The sequence below is a fragment of the Bacillus sp. JST-5 genome (genome assembly GCF_057747715.1).
Genome location: NZ_JBYLHW010000056.1, coordinates 1 through 15,912 on the forward strand (window position 1 = coordinate 1; position 15,912 = coordinate 15,912).

The following is a 15,912-nucleotide window of genomic DNA, read 5'->3' on the forward strand; positions in this document are numbered from 1 at the left end:
TACCGTAGTCATCTTATCGCTGCATAGATCGCAGTATCCCTTTTTTAAAAATTGTTTACTTTATAGGGCGCAGTTCAATTTGACAGCCCCTTTTTTTTACTTCATTTTTTCTTTTAATACGTCGACAGCTTTTTTCACTTGAGGATCATTTTCTTCAAGCCATTTACGAACGTCTTCCATTAATTTTAGCGTCGTTTCACCTTGAATGGTTCCTGTCTGTTTTATATTCTTAGATTTTTGAAACTCCATGACAGCTTTTTTTGTTGCTTCATCAAACAATCCATCTGCTTTTCCTGGATTGAATCCTAACAGTTCAAGCATTTGCTCGGCTGCTTTTACAATCTCAGATAAATCTGCTTCCTTTAATTCCTGATCAGGATTGATAAATGGCAATTTTGAATACTTTGATGGTGAAACTTTATAATCTGGTTCAATTCCTTTTTTATGAATCCAATTGCCATTTGGTGTTAACCATTTGGCAGTCGTAATTTTTAAGTTAGATCCATCTGGTAAGTCTTCTGCAGATTGAACCGTCCCTTTTCCAAATGTTTTTTCTCCGATTAATGGAATTCCGCCTTTTTCTTTAACAGCTCCTGCTAAAATTTCAGAAGCACTGGCACTTCCACCATCGATGAGAACAACAACTGGAATATCTAAAGGTTCTTCTTGATCAGAGATATATCGTTGTTTTGAGCCATCTTTATATTCGACTTGGAAAATAACTTCCCCTTTAGGGACAAACATGCTAGTAATACTTACTGCTTGTGGAAGAAGACCTCCAGGATTTTGTCGAATATCTAAAATTATTCCCTTCATTCCTTGTTTCTTTAAATCAGTGATATGCTGTTTTAACTCATCAGTCGTATTCTCAGAAAAAGAGGTAATTTGTATTTTCGCAATACCGTCTTCCAACATTTCACTATAAACAGTCTCTAAAGGAATGGTATCTCTAGTTATGATAAACGTTAACGGTTCTTCCACTCCTGGACGCTGAATCGTTAATTTGACCTTTGTTCCTTTCTTACCACGAATTAGTAATACTGCTTCCGATGAACTCATCCCTTGAATGCTTTTTCCATCAACTTCTATGATTTTATCGTTCGGTTTTAACCCTGCTTTTTCAGCCGGCGATCCTTTGATAGGAGATACAATCACTATGTATCCATCTTGTTCCTGGATTTCGGCACCAATTCCTTCAAAGGATGATGAAATGCTTTCATGAAAGCTTTTTGCCTCTTCTACATCCATGAAATCTGAATATGGATCTCCCAGTGCATCAATCATTCCGTTAATGGCACCATTAATCAACGCTTCTTGATCAACATCTTCATAATAATTTTCTTTTATTTTATCAAAAGCATCATATAACTTTTTAAATTCTTCTCTTTCTCTAAATTGAATTTTCTCGACAACTTTTTCATCACCAAAGGCTAGAGCAAAGGTAGTGATTCCCGCTGTAATGAAAACGAGGAAAAATGAAAGCATGATGAAATGAAATTTTTTTATTTTCATATATTTAATTGAGGTTTGTTCAGTTTCATTAAATTCTTTTTTCTCTTCATTTTCCATAATGTCACCACTTTCAAACGGATTGATCAAAAAATAGGACGTTCATTTTTTAAGAATAGCATGTTTTTTTAGAAAATCATAGTCATTCTACTTTCTATTTTCCATTTCATTCATGAATATTTTATCACAGAAAAGGAGAAATTAAATAGTTGACGTTGAAACCCAAACCTCAATTTATTATGTTTATATATAATTGAAATGCTACCAAGTAGCAATTTCAATCATATATGTTGCAAATTTACTTTCGGAGATTACATCTATCCACATAATCATATATCGGATTTGTTCCTTTACAAAATGCAGGATTTTTTATTGTATCAAGAGTTGTTTGTAAAATTATCGATATACGGCAGCAAAAAAAATTGAAAGTTTTTAATAAAGTAAATGCATAAAAAACCCCGTAAAAGTTCGTTTGACGGTAAACTTTTACGGGGTAATTAAATTTGAGGACAGTTCTTATTAATAAATTATTCTTTAATAGCAGCTTCCAACGCCACTTCAATCATATCATTAAACGTTGTTTGTCTTTCCTCAGCAGATGTCGCTTCACCTGTTAAAATATGGTCACTAACTGTTAAAACAGAGAGTGCTTTACGTCCAAATTTAGCAGCTAACGTATATAGTGCAGCTGTTTCCATTTCGAGAGCTAGTATGCCGTATTTTGCCCATTTTTCATGTTCAGCAGTTTCGCTATAGAACAAGTCAGCTGTAAAAACGTTTCCGACTTTTACAGATAATCCTTTTTCTATAGAAGCATCGTATGCTTTTTTAAGCAAATCAAAGTTTGCTGTTGGAGCAAAATCAATACCTTTAAATGTAAGTTTATTGATTTGTGAGTCAGTGGATGCACTCATTGCAATGATAACATCTCTCACTTTTACATCTTTTTGTATAGCTCCACAAGTTCCGACACGAATTAAATTTTGCACTCCATATTCTTGCATCAATTCTGTTACATAAATTGAAATAGATGGAACACCCATTCCAGTTCCTTGAACGGAAATTCTTTTTCCTTTATATGTACCTGTATAGCCAAACATATTTCTTACTTCATTGTAGCATTTGGCATTTTCTAAAAATGTTTCAGCTATATATTTTGCACGTAATGGATCCCCTGGTAATAATACCGTATCGGCAATTTCATTTTGTTTAGCAGCAATATGAATGCTCATTAAGATTCCTCCTTAAGATTGATCGTCTGTTTTTTTATTTCCATTGAAACTATAACATATTCATTAAAAAAGTAAAATGATTCGCTAAAACTGTCAGAATAATTCCGATTCAAATCATGTCTTATTTTTTATCTAAAAAAGGAGATACTATCTCTAAGTCACTCACTAGGAGGTGAATGAGATTGGGTAAAAAACATCGAAATCGAATCAATTCACCAAAAAAGAACAACCACATACCTCCTGAGCAAATAATCGCCGAACATGTGGCACATGCAAAAGAATTTTCGGCAAAAAAAAGGAAAAATCCATAAATGATTTACCTTCTGCATGATTGAGGTAGTCATGCGGAAGGTAGAACTTATGCGTATTTTCTTATCGTTTGTTCTATTAACTGTTTCATATTTGGAATGTTAGATACCGAAACTTGAAACGATATTTTCGATTCATCCATTTCAAGTGCCTCCACTAATAATCCTCTAATTCCTCTTGATTTTCGATTGTATTTACTTTTGCTGATCCAATCATGATACTGGCAAAAAATTGTTGAATAATGACTTCTCGATACCTCCTAAAATAGTCATCATTTTATATTCAATAATTTAAACTAATAATCCTTCATAAAACGACCGCTCCTTTTTATTTTGAGCGGCTTTTTCATTAAGGAAAATTCATATCATTTAGTTTAAGTAAGGAAAAATAAAAACAAAGTTTATTCGTCTTTATTAAATAGTTGATTTTGATTTTTTAAAATGGCATCAAGCTTTTTAACAATTTCCTTCATTTTTTTATGATACGTTTCATCGCCAAATAATCGATATAATGACTGATAATCATTATACATATCTAATAAAAAATCAATGTTAGCCATTTCACTTTTTTCCGGTTGTTTTTTTCTATTTTGTGGAATAGGCAATTTCTTAATATAATTTTGGTTTTTTAATAACATTTTTGCTTTTTCTTCATCTGCGATAAATATTAATTCGTCCTCTGATGCCTCCAGCCATTGCCCATCTTCCATCCTAGACAACTCATAAATAATGTCTTCCCATGCAGTATCACGATATCTCCATAATTCAATTCGAAAACCGATGACAATAAAAAAATCTTGTCCATACCCTTTTACTTTTACAATATCTCCGAAGTGATATTTATACGAAAGTGGAATATATTCTTGATTTTGATACAAACCATTTTTTTCGTTAGCAATCGTTAGCTGATCTTCTAAAAAAAATTCTTTTTTTCCTTTTAATCGATATATCCATTTTTGTTCAAAATATTTAACAGATTCTATCGAACTTATGAATCCATATGGTTCAACAATCACTGAATCACCGACAGAAAACTTTGGTTTTCGTTTTCCACTCATATCCTTCCATCCTTTTACCTATCTAAAAGGTTTTTACAAACATTATATGCAGCGGAAAACCTTATGAGTGTATTTCTTAAAGGATAAAATTTTGAGATCTTTGAAGTTGGAACTAATATATAATTTTCTAGATTATCAAAGTGGATATTGCGACTACTGCAGAATCGTCATAGGAATTAGATATGGAGGATCCGAGTTGTGCCCTAGAAAAGGACCGACTAAAAGATGAGCAATAGAATAAAGACACTAATGATAAAAAATCACTAGTGTCTTTTGATAATTGATTATGGTTTGTTTAAACTTTGAACATTTTCTCATTTTGGACATACATTTCCCATGCTTCATCAAATATTCTCATGGATGGTAAATAATCCCCGTTTAGTTCTAAATATTGACTAATTTCTTGATAATCGGAAGAGCGTTTTGGAAAGCTATGATCTAAATAGGCATGATTTGCAAATATTGCTAATTCACTTTTACCTTCACTATTACGATGGGTCATCAAATATTGATAAAACGTTTTTGCCATTCATCAATCATCCTAAACATTTTTTTCATATTCTATCATAAATTTTGCTGTCTTCAAGAGGATGATGAAAAATCGAAATAATTTCTTTTTAATAGTCTTGGTTGTTTCATAATATTTTCATAAGTGGTTTTTTTCGGAAGTTTACTAGCATCGATTAAAAACAATTGATCTTCGATTTCTTTTGTCTTTTCTTCCGTTAAATATTTCATGTTGCAATCTTGGCATGAAATAACCGGAGTTTCATGGATTTCTATTGCTCTAGTACCATCGGGTAGTTCCCAATATACCACATCTTTTTCTTCATGAATATTTTTACTTTCACACCATTCGCATTTAAGTGGTTTCATTTGTTTCAACCTCTTTATTAGAAAAATATTTTTCTTGTTGTGCTTTAAATTTTTTCTCTTTTAACTTATCACGTTTTTCTCGTAACATTTTCAAACTCGCATGTTGAGGATCACTTTCATATTTTTTTCTTTTTTCAATTCGCTCTAACCCTTCTGGGACAAGATTGAATCTTTGTTCAGACAGTAGTGAAGCAATACCTGTATTCGAACGTTTTTCTTCCATATCAGGGTAAATTTCTTTAAAATAGGCTTCTGCTCGATTCGGAACATAATTTTCTGGTTCAGGATAAGTGGTAATCACTCCTTCATAGTTTCGAAGTACAACTTTATCTGCACTTTGCGAAATTAAATAATTAGGTTGAAGAGCAATCTTACCACCACCTCCTGGAGCATCGACGACAAATGTTGGAACTGCATAACCTGAAGTGTGTCCACGAAGCGCCTCTATAATTTCCAATCCTTTGGCTACAGGTGCACGGAAATGACCTATTCCTTCAGACAAATCACATTGATAAATATAATAAGGTCTTACACGCATTTTCACTAAATCGTGCATTAATTTTTTCATAATCGGCACGGAATCATTAATACCAGCCAATATGACTGATTGGTTTCCAACCGGTACCCCGGCATCTGCCAACATTTCACATGCACGCTTAGAGTCTTCCGTAATTTCAATGGATGTATTAAAGTGGGTATTTAGCCAAATAGGATGATATTTCTTTAATATATTGCATAATTGTTCCGTAATCCGTTGTGGAAATACTACAGGCGCACGAGTACCAATTCGTATAATTTCAACATGTGGAATTTCACGTAAATTTTTTAAAATATATTCTAAAATTTGATCGTTTATTAACAATGCATCCCCGCCTGATAATAGAACATCACGAACTTGAGGAGTTTTGCGAATATAATTGATGGCAGCATCTAGCTGTTTTTTCGGCACTCCCATCCCAATTTGGCCGGAAAATCGGCGGCGTGTACAATAACGACAATACATGGAACATTGGTTTGTGACTAAGAATAGTACACGATCCGGATAACGATGTGTTAAGCCTAATACTGGCGAATCTTCATCTTCGTGTAGTGGATCTTCTAAATCATATGGGGTTTTATGCAACTCTTTTGAAATTGGAACTGATTGCATGCGGATTGGACATCTTGGATCATCAGGATTCATTAGCGATGCGTAATATGGAGTAATATTTAACGGAATAGTTTTGGCTGAAATTCTTACACCTTCCTCTTCTTCAGGTGTTAAATTAATAACCTTTTTTAAGTCATCGATTGTTCGAATCGTATTCGTCAGTTGCCAAAGCCAATCATTCCACTGTTCATCCGTTACATCTTTCCAAAGTTCTATTTCCTTCCAATGACGTTTCGGCTTATATAAATCAAATTTCATTTCTCATACCCCCTTGTTCATTTGTTAAAATAAAATGCAAGAATCGTGCCAACTATTACTTAATTATTGAAATTAATGGTAAAAAAAAATCACCTCTATATAGGTGATAAACTATACCATTATGATAAAACGTATAAACTTGGTTCCAATTGATATTTTTGAATTTTATATTGAAGGGTTTGTCGAGGAATTTTTAACAGTTTTGCCGATTGTTGAATGTTACCGTTTGTATTTCGTAATGCATCATGAATCAACTTTTTTTCTAACTGTTCAACTTGATCTTTTAATGATTTCTTCTCCATCGATAAATTTTCGTCTTCACTTGGTAATCGGTCCTTCCAATAGATGGGTAAATGCTCAACATCAATATATGAATCTTCACAAAAATTCATCGCATATTCTATCGTATGTTTTAATTCTCTTACATTTCCCGGCCAAGTATAATGTAAAAATGCCTGTTTCACTGTTTCTGTTAATCCTATAATCGATTTTTCAAATGAATGATTAAAACTTTTAATAAATTCATTAGCTAAAAGTAAAATATCTTCTTTACGTTCTTTTAATGGTGGAATTTCAAATGACAAAACATTTAATCTATAAAATAAATCGTTTCTTAACTGTCCATTTTCCATCGCTTTAAAAGGGGAAAGATTCATTGCAGCTATAATTCTTACATCCACTTTTTTTCCTTTCGTATCCCCGACTCTACGAACAAATCCATCTTCTAATATACGTAATAACTTGGATTGTAATTCCATCGGCATCGCATGGATTTCATCTAAGAAAAGAGTTCCCCCGTCTGCTAACTCAAAAAGACCTGGTCTTTCAATCGCCCCAGTATAACTTCCTTTAGCCGTCCCAAAGAGAATACTCTCAAGTAATGTATCTGGTAGTGCTGCACAATTTTGCGCAATAAATGGCTTATTGGCTCGATGGGAAGCATAATGAATACTTTGGACGATTAGCTCTTTTCCAACTCCACTCTCTCCATATACAAGAACAGGTGATGGATGTTTCGCTACTTTTTTTGCTTTCTCAATGATCGATAAAAAAGTAGGATTTTTTGTCATAATATCGTCAAATGTATAATGGTTTCTTCTCGTTTTCTTATTGATTTTTCTATTCTCAGATCTTAATTCCGTTATCTGCTCAGCTAGCTTTTTTAATTTGGTATAATCTTTCGCCACTTCCATTGCACCTATGAATGTACCTTTTACAAACAAAGGTAGAGTTGTATTTATCGTTTCAATTCTCTTCCCGTAAATATTTTTATACGTTTGAGCGCGGTTGTATATTGGTTTTTTCGTTTTTAAAACTTTTAATAATGTACTAGTTTCTTCAGTTAAAGATGGGAAAACTTCTAAAATATTTTTTCCAAGTACTTCTTCTCTCTTCATTCCGTCATGTATTGCAGCTACATCATTATAAAAGATGGTATTTCCTTTCGTATCAATGACATGAATTCCTTCATCAATCGTTTTCAATATGGCATGCAACAACGTTTGCCAATCGATAACTCCTCACCTCTTTAAATATTCCTGCTACTCATGTATATGCGATAGTAATAACTTCCATTCTCTTTCATGCTAAATTTTCGGCAGTATACAATGGTTTCACCCAAATGTTCATATTTTCTAACTTATCGAAAATAAAACAATTGTTAACTAGCCTTCCTCGATATTGATATCCTAATTGATGAAGTGATGCATTCATACCAAAGGAAAGTGCGCGTGCCAAAGAATACGAACAAAAAATTTGATTTTTCCTTAATTCATTTTCTAAAAATGCAATAATATGTTTTAATAATCCTAGTTTTCTCATCGATGGAACTGTTAAGCAATCCGTGATTTCCGCATTTTTATAAGATTGATTGATTTCAGCTGAGGCACAACTAACAATTTTGTCACGAAATGTTACGACTGCAAAAATTGTTCCTTGATTCATTTGTTCAACAATATAATCTCGTTCATGCATCGGTGTTGGGTATATTTCAAATACATCTCGGAATAATTGGGCTAGTTCTGTTGCATCATTGATATTTGCTTTCCGTAAATCGTAATCATTTCCAAGTTTCATAGGAACTGCTCGTTCTTTCTTACGTACTTCCTGTATTATTTCATCTTCTTTCGTCCAATATTTGCTAATTTTCCTATCGTTTTTATAATATTTCGTCATAATGTATGCATGAGACCCGAGAAAAAAATGATCAATCATCCCTTCCATTTGCAATCCAAATTCGAAACAGTGATCAATTTGTTCCATTTTTATATACACAATCATTTTTTCATATTGTTTTTCAAAAACGATTTTTTCTGCAAATGTTAATGCTTTCTTTATATCTCCGCGTACTTCATCCACGCGTAACCGAAGATTGAACGGGTCATCATATATCGTCATGAAATAGGTTTCATTACTAATAGTACGAATCGACATTTTTTCCACCCCTTAAAAAAAGTCGCACGAATGGCGACTAAATTTGTTTAAACGAAATCAATTTTCGTTCCGTCATTTCTTCAAGTGCATATTTTATACCTTCTCTACCCATTCCACTATGTTTAACTCCTCCATATGGCATATGATCTGCCCGATAAGTTGGGATGTCATTAATCATAACACCACCTACTTTTAATTCCTCTATGGCGTATAGTGCATTAGCTAGACTATTTGTAAAAACCCCAGCTTGAAGACCATATTTTGAATCATTTACTTCATGAATAGCTTCTTCAAACGTTTCAAAAGGTTGTATCACAACAATAGGTGCAAATACTTCCTCACAGCAAACTTTTACATCTTTTGGTACGTTTAACAATACGGTAGGATGTAAAATTGACTCAGTTCCATTACCACCGTAGGCGATTTTTGCACCTTTTTTCACCGCTTCTTGTATCCATTCGTTCGCTCGTTTCACTTCATTTTTATGAATCATTACGGATATATCCGTTTCCATTTGTAATGGATCGCCAATCGTTAGTTGTTTTGTCTTATGAATTAATTTTTCAACAAACGGTTCATATAAAGATTTGTGTACATATATTCTTTGAATGGAAATACATACTTGCCCTTGATACGTAAAAGCACCTGTTACTATTTTCGGTATAATGGAATCAATTTCAACCCCATCATCAATCACACATGCAGAGTTAGAACCTAATTCTAATGTTACTTTTTTCATACCGCTATGATTACGAATCCATTTTCCAACTTCATAACTCCCTGTAAAAGTCACCATGTTAATTCGATCATCCGAAACTAAAGCATTTCCAATAATTGAACCACTTCCCGTTACAACGTTTAAAGCACCGCTTGGCAAACCTGCTTCATGGAACAATTCCGCTATTTTTAACGCACTTAATGGAGTTTGACTAGCTGGTTTTAAAACTACGGTATTTCCACCAGCAATCGCTGGGCCCACTTTATGTGCAACTAAATTCATTGGAAAATTAAATGGAGTAATCGCAGCAACTACACCTATTGGTTCTCTTTTTGTAAATGTAACTCGATTTTCACCACCAGGTGCTGCATCTAATGGTATTGATTCACCGTATAATCTTCTTGCTTCTTGAGAGGCAAATGTATAAGTCATGATAGTTCGATCGACTTCCAAATAAGCAGTTTTTAATGGTTTTGCCGCTTCTTGAGCAATAATCATGGCACATTCTGAGCGGTTTTCTTTTAATAATTGGACGACATTTTCTAATATTTGTGCACGTTCATGAGACGATAGTTTTTTCATTTTATCTTTAACATGAAAAGCAGCAGTTATAGCATTACGAACGTCCTCTTCGCTTGCTTGGGCAATTTCTGCTAATACATCCCCTGAATAAGGAGCATAAAGTGGTCGATATCGTGCAGTTTCTACTTCTTTCCCTGCAATCCATAAATGCTTTCTCATATTTTCATCTCCTTTATTCAAGACAAACTTCTATCACACATTCTTTCAATATGTTTAAACCTTCCTGTAATTCTTCATCCGTGATTACGAGAGGTGTTAATAAGCGAATGATGTTGCCATAAATTCCCGCACTCATTATGATTAATCCACGTTCATGGGCTTTCTTCATGATTTTTTGGACTATTTCTTTATTTGGTTTTTTTCCATGTTTATTTTCAACAAATTCAAGCGCACACATCGCACCTAATGCTCGAATTTCGCCTAATGGCGGAAGATCATTCACTAAAGGAGAAAACGTCTCTAAAAAAGCTTTGCCAATTTCATTTGCTCTTTTTAATAAATTTTCTTCTTCAATAATGTTAATGACTTCTAGAGCGGCTACACAACCTAGTGGGCTTCCCCCATAAGTTCCACCAATTTCTCCAGCTTCTGCGGAATCCATAATATCCGCTCGTCCTGTGACTGCACTTATCGGAATTCCAGCTCCTAAAGATTTCGACATCGTTATTAAATCTGGGGTTACTTCAAAATGTTCAATACCAAACATTTTTCCTGTTCTCCCAAACCCTGTTTGAATTTCATCGGCTATAAATAAAATTCCATGTTCTTCGCAAATTCGTTTAATTCCTTGGACAAATGTTTTTGAAGGAATTACAAAACCTCCTTCACCTTGGACGGGTTCCATAATGACGGCAGCGATTTCTTCAGGCGGAACTTCCCTAATAAACAATTCTTGAAATTCATGTAGCAACTTCTCATCCCATTCTTCTTTTGTATAGCCGTCTGCTCGGTAATAGTATGGATACGGAAGTTTATATGTTTCATTCATAAATGGACCAAATCCGTTTTTATATGGTTTCACTTTACTCGTTAATGACATCGCCATATAAGTTCGACCATGGAAACCTCGTTCAAAGGAAATAATTCCCTTTCTTTTTGTATATTTTCTTGCAATCTTTACTGCATTTTCCACTGCTTCTGCACCACTGTTAAGGAAGAACGTTTTCTTTGGAAAATCACCAGGGGTTATTTCATTTAATTTTTCTGCTAATTGTACATACGGTTCATACATCATGACATGAAAGCATGGATGGATATATTGATCTAGCTGTTTTTTTACAGCACGAACGACTCGAGGATGTGAATGTCCAACATTTAATGTCCCTATCGCACCTGCAAAATCAATAAATTGATTTCCGTCTACGTCTGTTAATCGGGCACCTAATCCTTTTTTTGCAAATGTATAAACAGTATTAAATGGTCCACGAGGGATGTTTTTATTTTTTCTTTCTAAAAGTTCTTTCGCTTTTGGACCCGGTAAAGTTGTTTTCATTTTAATAACTCCCATTTATTTCCCCCCTAAAAAACGAAAACTTATTTTCTACAAAACTATTCATCTATTTGACACCATTCAATCATGCTACATGCGATAATTTTTGCAGCCGCCCATAAACTTTTTAGTTCAATAAATTCGTCAAAATCATGCGCTTTCTCCGTCACACCTGGTCCAAAGACAACAACTGGTATGTTACCAATTTGACTTAAAATTCCACCATCCGTCCCCCACGGAGAGGCTTGGATCACTGGTTGTGTTTTCAATATTTTTTTATAAGAACCGCTTACTGTTTGTACGAGCGGATGGTCAATATCTAAGTAACCAGGTAACCATCTTGCACCAAACCATTCCAATTCTACTGGGTGACTTTGAAACCATGAATCGATTTCTTTCAATTGATTTAATGCTTCTACAAATTCTTTTTTCGCATCTTCTACGCTTTCATTAGGTTTTATCCCATATCTTCCTTCAATAACAACTAAATCAGGTACAGATGATGGCCATGTGCCGCCTTCAATTTTCCCAATATTGATAGGTACAGGAATGGGAACAGATTCGTAAAGTGGATCTGTAATTCCTTTATTTCTAAAGTCTTCTAATTTTTTCAATTGATTCATAACGGCCATTGCTTTTTCAATGGCATTGATTCCTTCATATCTCGTTCCACCATGCGCTTGTTTTCCTTTGACTTTCAAACGAAACCAAATAGAACCTTGTTGGATAGGGAAAATTTTCAAACTTGTAGGTTCTGGTATAATCGCCCCATCAGCTTTATATCCTCGAATTAAAGTAGCAAGTGTTCCGGCACCACCGCTTTCTTCCTCTATTACACTTTGAAAAATAATATCTCCTTTTAACTTAATTCCGAGTGATATAATGGCATCCATTGCCATTAATATAGCAACGGTACCACCCTTCATATCTGTCGTGCCACGACCGTAGACTTTTCCATCTTTTAACATCCCGCTAAATGGAGGAACTGTCCAGTCCTTTTCATCCCCAACAGGCACAACATCAATATGTCCGTTTACGATTAACGATTTTCCACCTCCTGTCCCTTTTAAAATACCTACTACGTTTGGATTCCCTTTAAAATCACTACGATCCGAATGGAATTCAGGATGGTGGAAAAGCTTATGATCTCCAATTTCCCAAATATCTAGCGTTAACCCTAGTTCTCTACATTTTTCAACAATAACCGCTTGACCTTTACTTTCTTGACCTCTTGTACTTTCTTCTTGAACAAGCTTCTGGAGAAATTTTGTATATTCATCTTTATGTTCATCGATCCATTGAATAATTTTTTCTTCCCACTCCATAAACATCGCCCCTTATTCTTTAATCATGCGTATCGGTTCTTCCACCGTAAACGATGCTAATGTATGTTTTTTAATATCGTTAATCGTATAAGGATAAAAAATGTCGGTCAAAATTAATTGCTGATCAGCAATTTTGAATACCCCCATATCCGTTATAACTAAGTCGACACATCGTTTTGCTGTTAGTGGCAATGAACATTCTTTTACAAGTTTAGAACGTCCGTATTTATCTAGATGACTCATTAAAACAACTACTTTTTTCGCTTTCATCGCTAAATCCATCGCACCGCCAATTCCCGGAACTTTTTTCCCCGGAACAATCCAGTTCGCTAAATCCCCTCTTTCACTAACTTCTAATGCGCCTAAAATCGTTACATCAATTTTTCCTCTTCGAATCATTCCGAAAGCTACGGTGCTATCAAAATAAGAAGCACCTTTAATAACTGTGACTGGATAGCCAGCTGCATTACAAAGATTCTCATCTTCCAACCCTTTTTCCGGTGAAGGTCCAATCCCTAAAATCCCATTTTCAGCATGAAACATAATAGTATGATTGTCTGGCAAATGATTAGGTACGAGTGAAGGAATGCCAATCCCTAAATTAACGACCATTCCGTTATGTAATTCTTGGGCTGCCCTTTTCGCCATTTTATTACGGATATCTACTCCCAAACCCATTTCCAATTCACTCCTTCACTTAATACAATGTGATCAATAAACACACCTGGAGTGACAATTTCTTCGGGGTTTAATGCACCAAGTGGAACAATTTCCTCTACTTCCGCAATGGTAATATCACCTGCCATCGCTACATGCGGATTCGTATTTCTGGCACTTTTATCAAAAACTAAATTACCGTATGGATCTGCTTTTTTCGCAAAAACAATGGAAACCTCAGCTGTTAATGCGCTTTCGACTAAATATTCTTTTCCATGGATCGATATGATTTGTTTTCCTTTTCTTGTTTCTTCATTATCTATCCCAATATCCGTTAATATTCCACCTAAGCCAAAACCACCAGCACGTATTCGTTCGACTAACGTTCCTTGTGGTGAAAATTCTACTTCTAACTCCCCATTTGTCATTAATTCCCCAGCAAATGGGTTGGATCCAATATGAGAAACTATGATTTTTTTTGCCCTTTTCAGCCGTATTAAGTTACCGATTCCAATATGAGGAAAAGCCGTGTCATTACCAATTAGTGTTAAATCTTTTATTCCTAGCTGTTCAATCATTTTTATGATGGTAGGAGGATTGCCAATTCCTCCAAATCCACCGAACATAATTGTCATTCCGTCATAAAAAAATTTTCTAATAGAATCATAATCTTTAATTTTCCCATACGGATTTTCCATCCACATAGCACCCTCAATCTATATCAATCTTTAAAATATCCTGTTCAAAATCTTTTAATCCTAAACAAAACCGATCGATCAACACATCAATTTCTTCCTTTGTTATCGTAAGTGGTGGTGCGATGATTACAGCATCACCATGAACTCCGTCAATTCCAGTGTTAGATGGATAAATGAGCAATCCTTTTTCTTTTGATTTTTGAACAAGCTTTTCCGTTGCATTTAACTCTCGTTTAAACGGTTGTTTTGTTTTGCGATCAAATACTAACTCCACTCCAACTAAAAGCCCTTTCCCACGGATATCACCGATCGTTTTACTACCTTCCGTTTTTTCTTTTAATTTTGTCATTAAATAGGCACCTTTTTCTAAAACAGCTTCAAAAAGTTGATGTTTTTCCATAAATTTTAAAACTGCTAGTCCTGCAGCCGTTGATAACGGATTAGCACTTAATGTATGTCCGCTCATGATGAGATTTGACCCTTTTTGAATCGTTTCAAAAATTTCTTGTTTAACCACTGTGGCAGCTAGCGGAGCATAACCTGCACTCAAACCTTTCCCTAAAGCGACGATGTCAGGAACTACTCCCCAATGTTCTAAAGAAAGCATTTTACCTGTACGACCACAACCAGTCATTACTTCATCAGCAATAAACAAGATATTATATTTTTTACAAATGTTATAAATAGTTTCATAATATCCTTCTGGTGGAGTAATTGCTGCTCCGGCAGCTCCGATAATTGGTTCTGCTATAAATGCGGCAATATGCTCAGGTCCAATACGCAATATAATTTTTTCTAATTCTTCTGCACACATGAGCTGACAAGTTGGATATGATTGATTGTATGGACAGCGATAACAATACGGAGGATTTAATAATGGATAATCTTCTAATAATGAAGTGAATCGACTTCGTCTAATCGGATGTCCTGACATGGATAAAGCTCCCATTGTAATTCCGTGGTAGCTTATCCAGCGTGAAATAATTTTTGTTTTCTTATCGTCCCCTTTTTCTTGCCAATATTGAATCGCTATTTTTAATGCTGTTTCTGTAGCTTCTGAGCCACTGTTGACGAAAAACACCCAATTTAATTGATGATTTAACAAGTTTACAATTTTTTCGGCTAATAACTCCGCTGGTTTATTCGTGAATTGTGAACGATAAACAAAAGCAACTTTTTTTCCTTGTTCGTAAATGGCATCAATAACCTCTTGAACCCCATGTCCAATCGATGCAGTAACTGCACCGGAGCATCCATCTAAATATTGTTTGCCTTCTTCGTCATATAAATAGATCCCTTCTCCATAAGAAACAACCGGATAATTCCCGTTTAATACCGGCTTGATTAAATGTGAGGTGTTCATATAGAACCTCCTTTCAAACAGCAAAAAAAAGATAAGTTTATGAATAGGCTTGTTACACTATATGAAAAAAATGAAAAACGAATGACAGAAAAAAGAAAAAAGCTAGGACAAAGCCTAGCTACTTTTTCAAAAAAATTTTTTCACATCCATTAGCTTTCAGTGATTGGTATTAGAGAACTGTAGAGTAGAAAACTGATTTCAAAGGGACAGCTCATGCTGTCTCTTTTACTCTCAGCTTCCCCTCATCAAACCGTAC

15 protein-coding genes are annotated in these 15,912 nt (G+C 34.6%); 1 reads left to right on the forward strand and 14 read right to left on the reverse strand.

What is annotated here, in order from left to right; all coding sequences use genetic code 11:
* Positions 1-96: 96 nt before the first annotated feature.
* Positions 97-1,569 (reverse strand): lmo1851 family serine protease, encoded by a 1,473-nt coding sequence (locus tag AC3ASS_RS10945; protein ID WP_488283566.1) that lies wholly within the window; start codon positions 1,567-1,569, stop codon positions 97-99.
* A 467-nt stretch (positions 1,570-2,036) separates the two neighbouring features.
* Complete coding sequence (deoD, locus tag AC3ASS_RS10950; protein WP_488283567.1) at positions 2,037-2,741, reverse strand: purine-nucleoside phosphorylase; 705 nt, start codon at positions 2,739-2,741, stop codon at positions 2,037-2,039.
* Between the two features lie 182 nt (positions 2,742-2,923).
* Between deoD and AC3ASS_RS10955 the strand changes: the two genes are divergently transcribed.
* Positions 2,924-3,052: a hypothetical protein gene (locus tag AC3ASS_RS10955; RefSeq protein ID WP_488283568.1), complete on the forward strand. Its 129-nt coding sequence runs from the start codon at positions 2,924-2,926 to the stop codon at positions 3,050-3,052.
* Between the two features lie 398 nt (positions 3,053-3,450).
* Here the strand turns inward: AC3ASS_RS10955 and AC3ASS_RS10960 are convergent, their stop codons facing one another.
* The 12 genes from AC3ASS_RS10960 to AC3ASS_RS11015 form a co-directional block, all read right to left on the reverse strand.
* A complete protein-coding gene (locus AC3ASS_RS10960; protein WP_488283569.1) occupies positions 3,451-4,107 on the reverse strand; it encodes a hypothetical protein in 657 nt (218 codons plus the stop codon).
* Positions 4,108-4,402: 295 nt separating this feature from the next.
* On the reverse strand, positions 4,403-4,636 hold the full coding sequence (locus AC3ASS_RS10965) for a YozE family protein (RefSeq protein ID WP_488283570.1): 234 nt from the start codon (positions 4,634-4,636) through the stop codon (positions 4,403-4,405).
* 53 nt (positions 4,637-4,689) lie between these two features.
* Positions 4,690-4,983, reverse strand: a complete 294-nt coding sequence (locus AC3ASS_RS10970; protein WP_488283571.1) for a YokU family protein — start codon at positions 4,981-4,983, stop codon at positions 4,690-4,692.
* Positions 4,970-6,391, reverse strand: coding sequence for a lysine 2,3-aminomutase (kamA, locus tag AC3ASS_RS10975; protein WP_488283572.1), 1,422 nt, complete (start codon positions 6,389-6,391; stop codon positions 4,970-4,972). Before kamA ends, AC3ASS_RS10970 begins: the two co-directional genes overlap by 14 nt.
* A 119-nt stretch (positions 6,392-6,510) precedes the next feature.
* A complete protein-coding gene (locus AC3ASS_RS10980; RefSeq protein ID WP_488283580.1) occupies positions 6,511-7,905 on the reverse strand; it encodes a sigma-54 interaction domain-containing protein in 1,395 nt (464 codons plus the stop codon).
* Positions 7,906-7,972: 67 nt separating this feature from the next.
* A complete protein-coding gene (ablB, locus tag AC3ASS_RS10985) occupies positions 7,973-8,824 on the reverse strand; it encodes a putative beta-lysine N-acetyltransferase (protein ID WP_488283573.1) in 852 nt (283 codons plus the stop codon).
* Positions 8,825-8,861: 37 nt separating this feature from the next.
* Positions 8,862-10,283, reverse strand: a complete 1,422-nt coding sequence (locus AC3ASS_RS10990) for an aldehyde dehydrogenase family protein (RefSeq protein ID WP_488283574.1) — start codon at positions 10,281-10,283, stop codon at positions 8,862-8,864.
* 13 nt (positions 10,284-10,296) lie between these two features.
* Positions 10,297-11,631 (reverse strand): 4-aminobutyrate--2-oxoglutarate transaminase, encoded by a 1,335-nt coding sequence (gene gabT / locus AC3ASS_RS10995; protein ID WP_488283575.1) that lies wholly within the window; start codon positions 11,629-11,631, stop codon positions 10,297-10,299.
* A 41-nt stretch (positions 11,632-11,672) separates the two neighbouring features.
* Complete coding sequence (locus AC3ASS_RS11000) at positions 11,673-12,938, reverse strand: peptidase (protein WP_488283576.1); 1,266 nt, start codon at positions 12,936-12,938, stop codon at positions 11,673-11,675.
* Positions 12,939-12,950: 12 nt separating this feature from the next.
* Complete coding sequence (locus tag AC3ASS_RS11005; RefSeq protein ID WP_488283577.1) at positions 12,951-13,616, reverse strand: 3-oxoacid CoA-transferase subunit B; 666 nt, start codon at positions 13,614-13,616, stop codon at positions 12,951-12,953.
* On the reverse strand, positions 13,601-14,293 hold the full coding sequence (locus tag AC3ASS_RS11010) for a 3-oxoacid CoA-transferase subunit A (RefSeq protein WP_488283578.1): 693 nt from the start codon (positions 14,291-14,293) through the stop codon (positions 13,601-13,603). Before AC3ASS_RS11010 ends, AC3ASS_RS11005 begins: the two co-directional genes overlap by 16 nt.
* A gap of 13 nt (positions 14,294-14,306) precedes the next feature.
* Positions 14,307-15,656, reverse strand: a complete 1,350-nt coding sequence (locus AC3ASS_RS11015) for an aspartate aminotransferase family protein (protein WP_488283579.1) — start codon at positions 15,654-15,656, stop codon at positions 14,307-14,309.
* Between the last annotated feature and the right edge of the window lie 256 nt (positions 15,657-15,912).

What these genes read in the sequence shown, in the direction of transcription:
- AC3ASS_RS10945 (WP_488283566.1), bottom strand. Translation starts at nt 1,569, where the DNA reads ATGGAAAATGAAGAGAAAAAAGAATTTAATGAAACTGAACAAACCTCA.
- deoD (WP_488283567.1), bottom strand. Translation starts at nt 2,741, where the DNA reads ATGAGCATTCATATTGCTGCTAAACAAAATGAAATTGCCGATACGGTA.
- AC3ASS_RS10960 (WP_488283569.1), bottom strand. Translation starts at nt 4,107, where the DNA reads ATGAGTGGAAAACGAAAACCAAAGTTTTCTGTCGGTGATTCAGTGATT.
- AC3ASS_RS10965 (WP_488283570.1), bottom strand. Translation starts at nt 4,636, where the DNA reads ATGGCAAAAACGTTTTATCAATATTTGATGACCCATCGTAATAGTGAA.
- AC3ASS_RS10970 (WP_488283571.1), bottom strand. Translation starts at nt 4,983, where the DNA reads ATGAAACCACTTAAATGCGAATGGTGTGAAAGTAAAAATATTCATGAA.
- kamA (WP_488283572.1), bottom strand. Translation starts at nt 6,391, where the DNA reads ATGAAATTTGATTTATATAAGCCGAAACGTCATTGGAAGGAAATAGAA.
- ablB (WP_488283573.1), bottom strand. Translation starts at nt 8,824, where the DNA reads ATGTCGATTCGTACTATTAGTAATGAAACCTATTTCATGACGATATAT.
- AC3ASS_RS10990 (WP_488283574.1), bottom strand. Translation starts at nt 10,283, where the DNA reads ATGAGAAAGCATTTATGGATTGCAGGGAAAGAAGTAGAAACTGCACGA.
- gabT (WP_488283575.1), bottom strand. Translation starts at nt 11,631, where the DNA reads ATGGGAGTTATTAAAATGAAAACAACTTTACCGGGTCCAAAAGCGAAA.
- AC3ASS_RS11000 (WP_488283576.1), bottom strand. Translation starts at nt 12,938, where the DNA reads ATGGAGTGGGAAGAAAAAATTATTCAATGGATCGATGAACATAAAGAT.
- AC3ASS_RS11005 (WP_488283577.1), bottom strand. Translation starts at nt 13,616, where the DNA reads ATGGGTTTGGGAGTAGATATCCGTAATAAAATGGCGAAAAGGGCAGCC.
- AC3ASS_RS11010 (WP_488283578.1), bottom strand. Translation starts at nt 14,293, where the DNA reads ATGGAAAATCCGTATGGGAAAATTAAAGATTATGATTCTATTAGAAAA.
- AC3ASS_RS11015 (WP_488283579.1), bottom strand. Translation starts at nt 15,656, where the DNA reads ATGAACACCTCACATTTAATCAAGCCGGTATTAAACGGGAATTATCCG.